The organism is Shewanella sp. UCD-KL12, from assembly GCF_001957125.1.
GTDB lineage: Bacteria > Pseudomonadota > Gammaproteobacteria > Enterobacterales > Shewanellaceae > Shewanella.
The window spans coordinates 83,504-96,768 of the sequence record NZ_MPHJ01000016.1; the positions used below are offsets into that span (position 1 = coordinate 83,504).

14 protein-coding genes are annotated in these 13,265 nt (G+C 42.8%); 6 read left to right on the top strand and 8 right to left on the bottom strand.

From position 1 onward, the window contains the following. Positions 1–51 precede the first annotated feature (51 nt). The 4 genes from BM736_RS20495 to udp all read right to left on the bottom strand — a co-directional run bounded on the left by BM736_RS20495 (position 52) and on the right by udp (position 3,446). Positions 52–996 carry an SPFH domain-containing protein gene (locus tag BM736_RS20495; RefSeq protein WP_076415619.1) on the bottom strand — a complete coding sequence of 315 codons (945 nt, stop codon included), beginning with the start codon at positions 994–996 and terminating at the stop codon, positions 52–54. Next, entirely contained in the window at positions 993–1,910 is a 918-nt protein-coding gene (locus BM736_RS20500; RefSeq protein WP_076415621.1) for a slipin family protein, read from the bottom strand. The genes BM736_RS20495 and BM736_RS20500 overlap by 4 nt, the downstream gene beginning before the upstream one ends. Positions 1,911–1,970: 60 nt before the next feature. Beyond that, positions 1,971–2,429, bottom strand: coding sequence for an NfeD family protein (locus tag BM736_RS20505; protein WP_076415682.1), 459 nt, complete (start codon positions 2,427–2,429; stop codon positions 1,971–1,973). 258 nt (positions 2,430–2,687) lie between these two features. After that, positions 2,688–3,446 (bottom strand): uridine phosphorylase, encoded by a 759-nt coding sequence (gene udp, locus BM736_RS20510; RefSeq protein WP_076415623.1) that lies wholly within the window; start codon positions 3,444–3,446, stop codon positions 2,688–2,690. 352 nt (positions 3,447–3,798) lie between these two features. Between udp and BM736_RS20515 the strand changes: the two genes are divergently transcribed. Further along, positions 3,799–4,011 (top strand): YdcH family protein, encoded by a 213-nt coding sequence (locus BM736_RS20515; RefSeq protein WP_076415625.1) that lies wholly within the window; start codon positions 3,799–3,801, stop codon positions 4,009–4,011. A gap of 90 nt (positions 4,012–4,101) precedes the next feature. Here BM736_RS20515 and BM736_RS20520 read toward each other — a convergent pair whose 3' ends face one another. Continuing rightward, positions 4,102–4,563: a hypothetical protein gene (locus tag BM736_RS20520; RefSeq protein WP_076415627.1), complete on the bottom strand. Its 462-nt coding sequence runs from the start codon at positions 4,561–4,563 to the stop codon at positions 4,102–4,104. Between the two features lie 238 nt (positions 4,564–4,801). On the opposite strand from BM736_RS20520, the gene BM736_RS20525 reads away from it, so the two are divergent. From BM736_RS20525 to BM736_RS20540, 4 genes are all read left to right on the top strand, one after another. Continuing rightward, positions 4,802–5,635: a mechanosensitive ion channel family protein gene (locus BM736_RS20525; protein WP_076415630.1), complete on the top strand. Its 834-nt coding sequence runs from the start codon at positions 4,802–4,804 to the stop codon at positions 5,633–5,635. A gap of 375 nt (positions 5,636–6,010) precedes the next feature. Further along, the gene (locus BM736_RS20530) at positions 6,011–7,030 is read left to right on the top strand and encodes an outer membrane beta-barrel protein (RefSeq protein WP_076415633.1); all 1,020 of its coding nucleotides are present in this window, start codon (positions 6,011–6,013) and stop codon (positions 7,028–7,030) included. A gap of 827 nt (positions 7,031–7,857) precedes the next feature. Continuing rightward, entirely contained in the window at positions 7,858–8,793 is a 936-nt protein-coding gene (locus tag BM736_RS20535) for a LysR family transcriptional regulator (RefSeq protein WP_076415635.1), read from the top strand. Then, positions 8,790–9,716: a LysR family transcriptional regulator gene (locus BM736_RS20540; RefSeq protein ID WP_076415638.1), complete on the top strand. Its 927-nt coding sequence runs from the start codon at positions 8,790–8,792 to the stop codon at positions 9,714–9,716. The genes BM736_RS20535 and BM736_RS20540 overlap by 4 nt, the downstream gene beginning before the upstream one ends. A 17-nt stretch (positions 9,717–9,733) precedes the next feature. On the opposite strand, the gene BM736_RS20545 is transcribed toward BM736_RS20540, so the two are convergent. Further along, complete coding sequence (locus BM736_RS20545; protein ID WP_076415639.1) at positions 9,734–10,618, bottom strand: radical SAM protein; 885 nt, start codon at positions 10,616–10,618, stop codon at positions 9,734–9,736. 217 nt (positions 10,619–10,835) lie between these two features. On the opposite strand from BM736_RS20545, the gene BM736_RS20550 reads away from it, so the two are divergent. Then, positions 10,836–11,081 carry a hypothetical protein gene (locus BM736_RS20550; RefSeq protein ID WP_076415641.1) on the top strand — a complete coding sequence of 82 codons (246 nt, stop codon included), beginning with the start codon at positions 10,836–10,838 and terminating at the stop codon, positions 11,079–11,081. A 68-nt stretch (positions 11,082–11,149) separates the two neighbouring features. Here the strand turns inward: BM736_RS20550 and BM736_RS20555 are convergent, their stop codons facing one another. Both BM736_RS20555 and BM736_RS20560 read right to left on the bottom strand, forming a co-directional pair. Continuing rightward, positions 11,150–11,605: a GNAT family N-acetyltransferase gene (locus BM736_RS20555; protein WP_076415644.1), complete on the bottom strand. Its 456-nt coding sequence runs from the start codon at positions 11,603–11,605 to the stop codon at positions 11,150–11,152. 68 nt (positions 11,606–11,673) lie between these two features. After that, a complete protein-coding gene (locus BM736_RS20560) occupies positions 11,674–13,263 on the bottom strand; it encodes a DHA2 family efflux MFS transporter permease subunit (protein WP_076415646.1) in 1,590 nt (529 codons plus the stop codon). Positions 13,264–13,265: the final 2 nt, after the last annotated feature.

A 13,265-nucleotide genomic window follows, 5' to 3' on the forward strand; every position in this document is an offset into this window, starting at 1 on the left:
ACACCGTTAATCACTGCGATAGGTATAAGGTTAATGCCGACAAGCGAAAAATTAACTCACTTTTGGCTTCTCCTCCTTTAAACCTATGCTGTCCATCCACTGATCAAAGTCCATCATGTTTGCAGGTAACACAATCTTACTGGCGCTATTACTTAACCCATCAAGCTGCTTGAGGTATTGAGCACCTAGCTGCATACGCACAACGTTTTGACCACCAGGTGCCGAGATAACTTCAGCCATACGTTCAATAGACTCAGCGGTAGCGCGAGCAATCGTTAATATCTCCTCACCTTTACCCTCAGCCTCATTAATCCGACGCTGCATTTCACCTTCTGATAGATTAACCATCTCAGCCTTAAGACCTTCAGAGCGATTAATCTTACTCTGTTTATCACCCTCGCTCTTAGCAAGTAATGCACGACGCTCACGCTCTGCATTCACCTGCATCTCCATAGCATTTTTAACCGTTTCAGGTGGGGTAATATTCTTAATCTCATAACGATGAACACGAATTCCCCACAAAGCACCAGCCTGGTCGAGCACCTCAACAACTTTTGCACTAATCACATCACGCTCTTCGAAGGTTCTATCCAAATCAAGTGTACCGATCACTGAGCGGGTTGTGGTCTGCGCAAGCTGAATAGCCGCATAGCGATAATCGGTCACCCCATAACTTGCCTTAACTGGGTCAACCACTGAGATGTAGATCACCCCATCAACCTCAACATTTACTTCGTCACTCGAGAAACATTCTTGAGGAGGAACATCAATTGTTTCTTCTTTAAGGTCATGAATATATGAAACTTTATCAACAAAAGGCACTAGGGCATGAAAACCTGCATCTAAAGTTGAATGATATTTTCCTAAACGCTCAACAATATAGGCAGACTTGGTCGGCACTAAGCGAATAGATTGAAATAACTTAATAATAAAAACGGCAAATATAAGCCCCCAAATACCCAGCACGATCAGATCTGTATCTACACCTGCAATCATGAGCGACCTCCTTTTACACTATTCGTTACTTGCTCCATCCCCTCAAAAAAACCTTCAAGCTTTGCCATTTCAGCGGGTACCACAGAGACTTCTGCTTCATTAAGAATTTTACCAACCTGACCAATAAACTGCTCTTTAAGCTGCATATTCATCGCTTCATTGCCACCGTTAACGGCTAATGCGGTAGAGACTAACTCCATGCCTTCGGCCTTTGCTTTAGCAACAATACTGATCTCTTGCGCAGTACCTTTAGCTTCGTTAATACGCTTTTGTTTCTGCCCTTCAGAGATGTTGATCGCTTCCTGTCGCTCCCCTTCTGAAAGGTTAATCATCGCCGCTTTCTCAGCATTGGCTAAGGTGATCTCAGCTCGCTTACTACGCTCAGCTTCCATCTGCTTCTCTAAAGTATGAATAACATGTCTCGATGGGGTGATGTTCTTTATCTCATACCTAAGCACCTTAATTCCCCATGGATCTGAGGCTTTATCAATCTCACGCACAATCGATTCATTAAGGCTATCTCGCTCTGAAAAAGTCTGGCTGAGTGTTAACTTACCTATCTCAGAGCGCATTGTAGTCTGGGCAAGATTTACCGCCGCTAAACGGTAATCTTCGATGCCATAACTCGCAAGCTTGCCATCCATCACCTTAAGGTAAACTAAGCCATCAACCTCTAGTTGTGTGTTGTCTTTAGAGATACAACTCTGTGGTGGTACATCTAAAACCTGCTCACGAATTTCATGCCTATAGGCCACGCGGTCAAAAAACGGAATAAGAAAATGAAAACCTGGCTGTAATACGGTACGGAACTTCCCTAAACGCTCAATCACATTCACTTCGCGCATTGGGACAATGAGTAACAACTTATAGAGAATAAAAAAGACAAAAAGTACAAATAGGGTAAACGCAAACATAGTTTCCTTCCTTAGCTAACACTTAACGAAAATATGAATCATTGATAGATAATCAATCGATTATGAACCTTTATATGGCTCAACAACGAGTGCAATATTCTCTCGACAGATAATTTTGACTTGGGTACCCGCGGCAATCTCAGTGCCATCCCCTAAAGCAGACCACTCGGTCCCTTGGAACTCCACTCTTCCTTGTTTCTGCGCGGGGCCTATTGCCTCTTTTACGAGTGCAATCTGATTAAAAATCGCTAGCTCTTCATCGGTATCATCCACATGAGCATCGCCTCCAACCAATTTTTGAGTCACTCGCCTAAAACTCAGCAACAGCACAATCGATGTAATAAACCATAGAGTTAACGCTTGCACGATACCTTCGACAAGCCCGACTGCAAGCGCACTGGCTACAACTAGAGATGCCCCTCCCAGCAAGATAACTATGCCACCAGGGATTATAATCTCTGCCAGCATAAGCACCACGCCGATAACGGCCCAGATAAAGATGGGATTAGAAAAATCCATATTCTCCCCTTGAAATGATGATTTCTGTAAAACCACTATATCAGCAGAAATCACTTTGCGCGACATATTATGTCACAAAGCGCGTGTTTTTTAATACCTTATATGTAAGCCATTGTTAAATACAATAAATTTACATTTAACCATCTGATAATTAATATATTTTATGCTTAAAAAGCAAAAAGGCGCCTCGGGCGCCTTTATCTATTTCCTTTAAAGCGAAGAGCTAACTGCAGGGAAGCTCTCGTTTCATAATGAAATTTATGCGAGTAGTTTCTTCGCTGCATCAACCACAATAGAGATGGCACTCACCTCAGTCTTCTTCATTGTCGCCTCATCAGGGATCTCCTGCTGAGTACGATTGACAATAACACCCGCAACACACGCGGCGCGCCAGCCTTGAGATGCACACATGGTAAATAACGTTGAAGACTCCATCTCATAGTTCAAGACCCCAAGGTCTTGCCACTCTTGCATTGAGCCCTTGAATTGACGTGTCACGCGCCCTGAAACGGTATCGTAACGCTCTTGGCCTGGGTAGAAGGTATCTGATGATGCAGTAATACCAACATGAGGCTCTAAGCCTGCATCACGACAGGCTGCAACCATTGCCGTTGTGCAGTCAAAGTTTGCTACCGCTGGATACTCCATAGGTGCAAAATGTAGGCTTGCACCATCAAGGCGTACAGATGCTTGAGTCACAATCACATCACCCACATTAACCTGTGGCTGAATGGCACCTGTCGTACCTACACGTAAGAAAGTTGTTACACCTAGCTGAGCTAGCTCCTCGACAGCAATCGATGTCGAAGGACCACCAATACCAGTAGAGCAAATAACAACAGCCTTTCCATCGATATACGCAAGGTAACTGGTATATTCACGATGGCTCGCCAGAAAGGTTGCCCCCTCCATCAATTCAGCGATGCGCTTAACTCGCTCTGGATCACCAGGCACGATTGCCAAGCTAGCTCCATCTAACATTTTCTTGGTCAAGCCTAAATGAAATACATCAGACATTGTGAAAACCCCTTTCAATTTTGATAATAAAATTCTTCTATTTTCGACTTTAACCTAGTATCGAAGCCAATAAGGTTAACTTGATCACACTTTTTCTGGCAACAGGTAAATATTTTGATGTAAGACAGTTACAGAACCGATTATCTGGCGTTCAGATAAAATGGAGTAATACATACCTATAAAAGTCAAAAATTTAGCCAAAGAATATCCACTCAACAAGCTCGAATTTTCAACTGAAACCAATTGAAGTTTAGTTGATATATATCAGTTTTTATGTACGAAAATCGCGCTAATTTAGAGTTGAACTTGAGGAAAAACCGCTGGTATAAGCAAAGATTAAAGGATTTAAGATATGTTTCCAGAATACAGAGAACTAATCACCAAACTTAAGAGTAATGACAGTCACTTTCTCAAGGCGTTTAACAAACATAATGCCCTTGACCATGAAATAAAAGAGCTTGAGCTGCATAGCGCCTGCGACTCAAATAATCAGATCCAAGAACTTAAAATGAAAAAGCTGCACTTGAAAGAAGAGATATTTTCGATACTGCAAAAGTCCGAGTAACTCAGGTTTGCTAGGCTATAATACATACAGATAAAAAAAAGGGACGTACTAGACGTCCCTTTCTGCAACTCAAATTAGATTTAAACGTAATTACAGCGCCTTAAGTAAGCTTTCACTCGAGTCAAAAATCTCTACGCCAACTATTTTAAAGTTTTCCAATTGAATGAGTGTCGCTTTATCTTTCTCACCAGGTAACATTTTCGTCGCCTCACCCTCTCTATCTAATCCGATAGGAAAAGGTAAGCCTTTCATTTGTGGAATAGCCACAAATTTGGCAATCAAAGACGGCATGCCACTGACATCGGCCACATATACTTGTTTTGCACTATCGAACTTTTCGTCAGCTGAAAGCGTTTCTAGTGCTTCCTTAATAATGTCGCCACCTTTCATGTTTCGGCTAAATAGCAGCACCTGGGTATTAGCGTTTACACCGATCTCATTTTCAAATTGATCTTGCAGTTCGATGGGCTTAACAAGATCGCCCTCGACATAAAATGAAGCCTGAGCAAAACCCACAAAAAATGTACAGATAAAAAAGATGATGGCTCTCATGTTAACGATCCTTGCAATAGACAAATAGGAATAAAGAGTAACCTATCCCTCCCTATGCCACAGTAGTGACTTAGTCAATACATGATCTTCTTCACGCCAAATCTATGGCTACTCATATCCTTTGCCATATTTCACAGTAATAGCTAACAACTGCTAACAATTACAGTACAATTACCCAATAGGTATGAGGCTGAAAACCCAACAGTTATACCAATCAGTATAGAAATAGGAGATAGTTATGCCTGAAGAGCAACTGCAACAGGAACTCGAGCAACTACAGAATGTTTATACACTCATTACAGAATTTCTAGTGCAGTACAGCTTCCGTCTCGTGGGTGCGCTATTCATCTTCTTATTAGGGCTATGGATAGCTGCAAAAGTATCAAACTTAGTCACTCGTCAGTTTGATAAACATAATATCGATGTCACTCTCAGTAGCTTTGTCAGCAACTTAGTCCGCATACTGATTATCATCATGGTCGCCATTATAGCGCTCGGTAAGCTTGGAATAAGCATCACACCTATGGTGGCTGCTATTGGTGCCGCCTCTCTAGGCGCGGGACTTGCGATACAGGGGATGCTATCTAATTATGCAGCTGGCATTACTATTATCGTGACCCGTCCTTTCGTCATAGGAAACACCATCACAGTGAAAGAGGTCACTGGTGTGGTTCAAGATATCTTCCTAGGAATGACAGTGCTAACCAATGAAGAGGGAGAGCAGATAAACATTCCTAACAAGCATATCGTCGGTGAGGTGTTACACAACTCATTTGCTAACAAGCTGGTTGAAACTAAGTTTAATATCAATTACCAAGCAGATCCTGAACAGGTCACAGCACTTGCCACTCAATTATTAACTGATAGCCCCAAGGTGTACCAAGAGAAAGGCATCCATGTAGGCATCAATGGCTTTAACAGTGTTGGGATTGAGATAGGTGTACGTTACTGGGTGCCAACCGAATCTTATTATCAAGACAAATACCACACTAACTTGACAATATTTAAGGCGCTTAAAGATGCAGGTATTGAGATCCCATGTCCAGTGAGAGAGGTACACATAGAACGTTAGCTCAAACACTGGTTAATTAGCATTGATTATTCTTTGGTGAGTTTATATCTCTTTCAGAAATAAGCTCATCAAAGTAAAAAACACACCAAATAGTTTTAAAAATCGAAGAAAATAAACTAAAAGCCTTTTAAATCACCAAAATATCAGCCTGCACTCCTTACAAATCTCTAGCGATATAAAATAAATCATCAAAGTTACTCAAATTAAATATTAATTAAACCTTAATGAACACTTAGGTTTCAGCCATATTGATAAGTAATTCGAATAATCATTATAAGAGATACTCTATCGATCAAATTGCACCCAAACGCCAAAATGCACCCCATAGAAACAAAACACATAATGATTTTTAAATTTCCATTAGGGAGCACAAAAATGAAAAAATCACTTCTAGCAATCGCACTAATGAGCACATTCTCATATGCAAATGCGGCAGATATTGATAACACTTGGTACTTAGGTGCTGGAGCTGGTCAAAGTAATTACGAGTCAGTCGAAGTGTCAAACGACCGTTTAGGTGATGACAGCGACTTAGCTTGGAACGCTATTGTTGGTTACCAGCTAAACAAATACTTCGCTATCGAAGCAGGCTGGCAAGACCTTGGTACAGCTGATGACAACCATATGCGTACTGACATCGGACAGAGCATCGAAGTTGACGGTTTTACCTTAGGCATGGTCGGCACCCTTCCTCTTGATGAAAAGTGGTTCCTTACTGGTGAAGCTGGTGCTTATCAATACCACCTTGCACATCAAATGAATGCAGACAAATACGTTAGCGCTACAGATACCGCAGCCTACTTCGGCGCTGGTGTCGGTTACAACATTACTGACGCTTTATCTGTATCGGCTAAATACCGCCGCTTTGCAGGCATCGATGAGTCAGCATGGAATACGGCCAATATGGATGCACAAACGGTTGGCATCCAGATGACATACCGCTTTGGTGTTAAGCCAACTCAAACTGCTGCAGTGGTACTTCCAGCAGTAATTAAAGAGACTAAACCTGCACCTCGTCCAGAGCCAGTCTACGAAACAAAAGTAGAGAAGAGCAGCATCGCTGTCCTATTCGGTTTTGACTCTTCAGAGCTAAGCAGCACAGCACAAGCTAAACTTGACGAAGTCGTTCGCATCTCCAAGAAAAATGACAGCGATGTCATTATGCTAAATGGCCAAGCCGATAACCAAGGTGATGCAAGTTACAACCAAAAGCTATCAGAAGCGCGTGTACAACACGTTGAAGACTACCTGACTTCTCATGGTGTTGAAGTTCAAAAGCTAGAGAAGCAAGCTTCTGGCGAGCAGGATGCTCATGCAAACTCAACTAGAGAGCGTGCTTTAGAGCGTCGCGTGATCATCACTCTAACCAGTAAAACACAAGTTATTGCATCTTAAACTTCTGACAGCCAAGGATCGGCTATCAGCGTGTTAGCGCACAGTAATGTCAGAATATATGGACCCGAAAACTCTAGGATTGAGTATCTGACATTGAATGGATTCATTTTCTCTAGATAGGGAATACTAGAGGCCAGGAGGCAAGCTTATTTGGAAAATAGGCTGATATATATAGGGATGTAGCACTGCTTAAAGGAATGGTGCACGGCACCGTACAACAGGAAAGTTAACTCAATTGATCAATAAGATATTGAGCGCAGTGAATTAAATCAGGAAAGATGAACTTAGGCTTAAGCAGGAAGCGATGAACACAGGATGTGTTAGCCACTCATAACATGGAAAGTGTTGGCAACATGGATGACTAACTTCAACAAAGCAGGATGCTACCAGTGATAGGAAGAGCTGGATCGAAGTGAATCTTAATAAACGATGAATGTGTACCAGATACGGATAAAAGTTCAAATGGGTAGGATGCCCATGCCTTGGTGAGTAGCTGCTTGGCAGTAAAACAAGATGGAACTTTAAATGGATTTAAGCTACACGGAAAGAGCGCTCTAACGAGTTACAGTACAGAAAAGGACGGCATATATCTCAGGTATATGGTCAGCGAGAGTAGAAGCAGGAAGCTTCTAACTCTATCGCTTATGGAGTATCACTCATATGAGTATACAGCTAATTTATCCCTCTTAATCTCGTCCGTAGATTAAGATGCAAGTTTGTGACCCCTAAGGCCAAGGATCGGCCTTTTTTCACACCACATCTCTATGATGAAATCTTATTTTCATCTATAGTCAATCAGTTACTGGACATTATCACTGAGCAGCTGGATGCCACTTAAAAGAAACTTCGATCTACTTAAAGGCTCAGACCTTAATTTACTTATCGCTTTATCTGTTCTACTTAAAGAAGCGCACGTAACTAAAGCAGCTAAAGAGTTGGGCTTATCGCAGTCTGCAATGAGTCAGGTATTAAAACGTCTCAGGTTAATGTTTTCAGATCCTTTATTGGTAAAGCGCCACAATGGTATGACTCTGACCAGTAAAGCTGTATCCATTGAGCTAGAACTTAAGCCCCTGCTTAATAGAGTTGTAGAGCTATTAGAAAGTGATGATTTCAATCCACTAACAGCTCAAGGTCGAATACGCTTTATTATGAATGATGCAACGGCTCAACTTTGTATCGCGCCGCTGCTATCTCGTATGCAACAGCTGGCTCCGCAACTTGAAATAGAGTATCTAACACAGCGCCGGGATGGCTTTCAATTGCTTCGTAGAGGCCAGTTGGATCTCATTGTAGGCTTTTATGATAATGTCCCAAAACCACTGAAAAGTGAGGTTATTGCCAAGGCTCCCTGGCAGATGTTGAGTTTACATCATGGTTCAGAATCAGAGCTAAAAAGTAATGATAATGGATTGAAGCTATTGCGCTATCAATATCAAGAGCATAATCAGATCCATGTAATCAATGCACTGAAAAAAATTAATGCTGAGGAAGCCAGTTATGCGTTAACCTCCGGCTCTCTATCAACCATGATCCAAGCGCTGATAACCAAAAATACTGCCACCTTAATCCCCCACTACACCACAAAAACGCTGAAAGCGTATTGTGCGGAAGATTTTAACTGGCAGGGAGAACCTATCGACCTTGAACTCAAGCTCTGTTGGAACCCCCATACCCGGCATGCAGAGTTGCATAAATGGTTCAGGCAGCAGATAGCAGAAGTTCTGCAACAAAATATCTCACTAAAAAGCAGCTCATTATGAATCATTCAGATCTAAAAATTATTCAGGCTTGTGACCTTAACTTGCTATTAAGCTTAGCCATACTGATTGAGGAGCAAAGTGTCTCTAAGAGTGCTGAAAGATTAGATATATCGCAGCCAGCTATGAGCCAGAACTTGAAGAAGTTGCGAAACCTCTTCGATGTCCCTCTTTTTGTAAAGAAAGGGCAAGGGATCATGGCAACCGAGAAGGCAAACGCCCTACTCCCAGAACTTAAAGAGTTGCTGCAGTTAAGTAGCAGACTCATATTACAAGAGCCATTTGATCCAGCTGAAAGTCATGGCGTTATTCGTATCTCCTTCGTCGATGACCTCACCCAATCTTTAGTGCCATTAATGCTCGAAAAGATCATTAAAGAAGCCCCCAATGTTGAACTTGAGTTTATTCATAAACCTAAAGATATCTTTCAAATGTTGGAGACAGGCGAGCTTGATATTGCAGCAGCGGGCACTGAAGATGCCCCCGCCAATATCTATGGACGCCATATTAGTGAAGAAAGCTATTGCGGTGCGGTCGCTAAACATCATCCTCTTGCTAAAGTGAATAACCCCAGCTTAGCGAAAGTACTCTCTTTTGAAACTTGCGAATACTCATCGGCAAACCTTGTTGAGTCTGAAGTTAATCATTTTATCAGCCAACGTAATTTAACCAGAAAAGTCACCTTTTTAAGTAACTCCATGATAGTGATGTTAAATGGTTTACTAGCGGGTAAGCATGTAGGCTTTATTCCAGAGCGAACCTTTCAAGATCCTTACTGGAGCCAGCACCTCACTAGAGTGCCTATTGATGGATTACCTACAATGGAAGGCACACTATACTGGCATGCCCGAGTTCATCGCGATCCATTAATTCAGTGGTTCAAAGATTACTGCCTAGAAATAACGACTAAGCATAGAGCCCAATAAGTACTCATATTTTATGTTTATAATCCTCTCTGCCACTCTTGCCTGAGTCCACTCTGCGTCGGCTGGTTAATCGCTTGCTCAACTTGAGCAAGCAGCTTTGCTTTATCTCGGCCCAAAATCCCTTTTAAGACTAAATAGTTTGAGGCATGATCGGACCTAAATACGGTTTTATTAAGCGCTAAACCATCCAAAAGTGTATGCATCTCTTTGAATAGGCCTAGCTGATCAGGCAATTGAAAATGACCATCAAACTGCTTATCCATACGCTCAGTACCTAAAGGTAGCGTAACCACTAAAGTCGATAGAAACTCTGGCTGTGCCTCATTCATCAACCTCGCAGAGTTAACTGCATGCTGATGGGATAGTTCACTGCCCCCCAGCCCGTTGAGTATCATTACCGAAGACTTAAGTCCAGCGGCTTTTATCTTTAGTAGGGCTTCCAATGATGACTCATAGGTCTCGCCCTTTTCTATGCGTTTGAGTACCTCATCATCACCACTCTCACAACCAATATAAAGTAAAGATAGGCCAAGCTCTTTTAACCTAGCGAGTTGCTCTACGCTCTTCCCTTTCAAATTTCGCGGCAAACAATAACTACTAATTCGGGTCACCTGCGGGAGTTGCTCTTTTATCAACAAGCAGATCTCCTCTAGCCGATTAAAAGGCAAGCTCATTGCATCACCGTCGGCTAAAAAAACACGGCTAACACTCGCGCCGTTATAAGCTACCGCCTTAATCTCTTCAGCTATTTTATCCAGTTTCTGAGCGCGAAAACGTTTCTGCGGTGCAGTATACATATCGCAAAAACTGCATCGATTCCAACTGCAACCATTGGTGACCTGTAAAATAAGTGACTTCCACTCCGATGGGGGTCGAAACACAGGCTCTATATAATTTAACACTCACCCCTCCTAATTTAGCTATCACTGAAAAATCGTGAGAAAGTTCACAACTTTTCATCTTTATACCTACAAAGGTATATAAATTGATTCAGTTCAATTTTCATTCAAGTATCTAGTGCTAATATGAGTGCTGTCTAATCTTCAGTTTGAGATCAGATAAGCACATTATTGTGCAAACAGTCAGGCAGCATCGGCCTGCATACGTAAAGATAAAAATATGCAAATAGCACAACAACTGCAAGATAGGCGAACTCGCCCTCTAGAGCAAAGCGAACATTGGCAATTGATGAATGCGGAGCAAAAGATGGCACTCTACAGCCTACACCGATTTGGTTATCGGCTGTTGTTTGTCCGCCATTTGTCTTCTGGACCTTTAGCCGTGATCGCTCAACAGAGTAAGCTCGCCACAATCAATTGCCATGGCGACATTGATTATCAAGCTAAGGTTCAACTCAGGGATTAACCTCTGCTCTTGAGGTTTGCCTAAAAGGGAGCGCATGAGACTGATATAGCATCATGCGCTCCTTTTATTTAGTTGCGTTTGAACAACATATCCAGATGAGGGATCCCATCTTCTAGGTACATCTCAGAAACAGGTTCAAAACCCATCTTCTGATAAAAACTTTTAAGATACTCTTGTCCACCTAGCTGAATATTTTCAGCTGGCCAATGACGGCGTGCAACTGTCATCGATTCCGTCATCAACTGATGAGCAACCCCAGCACCTCTAGCTTGCTCTGCCACAGCGACACGGCCAATACTCACCTCAGGATAACTCACACCAGGCGCTAAGACCCGCGCGTAGGCAACGATATCACCTAAAGGATTTCGACCGAGAATATGACGGGTTTCAGGATGGCGATCTTTATCATCTAACTCTGGGTAGGGGCAGTTTTGCTCAACCACAAAAATATCAACCCTAAGCTTCATCACCTCATATAACTCGTCCACTGAGAGCGCATTAAATGCTAACTCACTCCACTGCATTGCTATTCTCCAGCTCGGTAAAAGATCAGTCTATCACATAGGTTCATAATCTATTCTGGCAAATATAACTAAGATGTTTTAGCTGGCTTCCTGATTGACAAAACAGCGATCACTGCGATGAGCAAAAGTGCAGCCATCAAGAAAAACACATCGTTATAGGCCTGAATATAGGCTTGCTGCGTCATCGTCTGACTCAACATGGCATGGGCTTGTGACGATGCAGTTACAGGATCAGAGCCCGCCTGAGTAAATACGCTGGCAGTTTGATTAAAATAATCATTGGCCAATGGGCTCACCGCTGGCAAGGTTTCCTTTATATTGGCTAAATGCTCTCTGGACAAGTTATCTGTCATGGTTGCCACTAAGGCAATGCCGCATGCACCACCTAAGTTGCGCATCACATTTAGCACAGTCGATGCAGAAGCATTTTCATGGGGCTTAATATGCATAGTGGCTATGATGCCTATGGGCACTAAAATAAATGGCTGACCTAAAGCTCGGACAATTTGCGAGGCTATCATCTGCTCACCAGCAAAGTCGGCACTCATATGGCTATTCATGTAATAACTTAAAGAGAACATAGCAAAACCGAATGCCGCTAAATAACGACCATCAAAACGTTCCATAAGCTTAGGAACAAAAGGCAGTACCAGTAACTGGGGAAAGCCCATCCACATGATCACTTCACCAATCTCCAACGGACTATAATCATGGATCTGCGACAGATAGAGGGGGATCATATATATCGCCCCAAACAACGCCATACCAAGTAGAAAGTACGCCACAGTAGAGATCGCAAAATCCCTCTGTCCCAATAACCTAAGGTTTACCAACGGCTCTTTCTTTTTCAGCTGAATATAGATAAAAAGAGCGATGTTAATTGCAGCAATTATGCTTAAATCACGAATTAAATCTGAGCCAAACCAGTCCTTACGGTTCCCCTCCTCCAGCACAACCTCTAGGCATCCCATACCTAAGGCCATGGTGATGATTCCCGAAAGATCCATATTCTTCAGCTTATCCCAAATCACGGGCTTCTTCTCTAGGCCATAGGCAAGCATGGCCATCACCAACAATCCAGGAGGCACATTGATATAGAAAAGATAATGCCAGCTAAACTGCTCGGTAAGCCAGCCACCCAGCGTGGGGCCGATTGATGGGGCAAAAGTCGCCGTCACACCGAATAATGCCATTCCGATTGATCGTTTATTATCGGGTAGAAACTCTAAAATCAGTCTAAACGCTAGAGGAATTAACGCGCCACCGAAAAAGCCTTGTAGCGCCCTAAAGGCGATCATCGACTCTAGATTCCAGGCCATAGAGCACAATAGTGATGAAACGATAAAAAGTGAGGTCGTCCACAGCAAGTAGCGGCGTACCGATAACCCCTGGCTCAGCCAGCCAGAAAGCGGGATGGCTATCATCTCGGCGACCAGATACGCCGTCGCGATCCATGAGCCTTCTTCAAGCGTCGCACCTAAGCTGCCCTGGATCTCTTTCATTGAGGCATTGGTTATCTGGATATCCAGAATTGCCATAAAGGCGCCGATAAGGCCACCAAACACGGCAATCCAAGCCCTACGGCTACCCCGCTCATAACCCTGTGGCTGATGCTCTACTGAAGCTAAGTTCGATGCGCTTGATGTTGCTGCGGTCATGA

Coding starts and splice junctions, on each gene's coding strand:
- BM736_RS20495 (WP_076415619.1), bottom strand. CDS start 996: ATGATTGCAGGTGTAGATACAGATCTGATCGTGCTGGGTATTTGGGGG.
- BM736_RS20500 (WP_076415621.1), bottom strand. CDS start 1,910: ATGTTTGCGTTTACCCTATTTGTACTTTTTGTCTTTTTTATTCTCTAT.
- BM736_RS20505 (WP_076415682.1), bottom strand. CDS start 2,429: ATGGATTTTTCTAATCCCATCTTTATCTGGGCCGTTATCGGCGTGGTG.
- udp (WP_076415623.1), bottom strand. CDS start 3,446: ATGTCTGATGTATTTCATTTAGGCTTGACCAAGAAAATGTTAGATGGA.
- BM736_RS20515 (WP_076415625.1), top strand. CDS start 3,799: ATGTTTCCAGAATACAGAGAACTAATCACCAAACTTAAGAGTAATGAC.
- BM736_RS20520 (WP_076415627.1), bottom strand. CDS start 4,563: ATGAGAGCCATCATCTTTTTTATCTGTACATTTTTTGTGGGTTTTGCT.
- BM736_RS20525 (WP_076415630.1), top strand. CDS start 4,802: ATGCCTGAAGAGCAACTGCAACAGGAACTCGAGCAACTACAGAATGTT.
- BM736_RS20530 (WP_076415633.1), top strand. CDS start 6,011: ATGAAAAAATCACTTCTAGCAATCGCACTAATGAGCACATTCTCATAT.
- BM736_RS20535 (WP_076415635.1), top strand. CDS start 7,858: ATGCCACTTAAAAGAAACTTCGATCTACTTAAAGGCTCAGACCTTAAT.
- BM736_RS20540 (WP_076415638.1), top strand. CDS start 8,790: ATGAATCATTCAGATCTAAAAATTATTCAGGCTTGTGACCTTAACTTG.
- BM736_RS20550 (WP_076415641.1), top strand. CDS start 10,836: ATGCAAATAGCACAACAACTGCAAGATAGGCGAACTCGCCCTCTAGAG.
- BM736_RS20555 (WP_076415644.1), bottom strand. CDS start 11,605: ATGCAGTGGAGTGAGTTAGCATTTAATGCGCTCTCAGTGGACGAGTTA.
- BM736_RS20560 (WP_076415646.1), bottom strand. CDS start 13,263: ATGACCGCAGCAACATCAAGCGCATCGAACTTAGCTTCAGTAGAGCAT.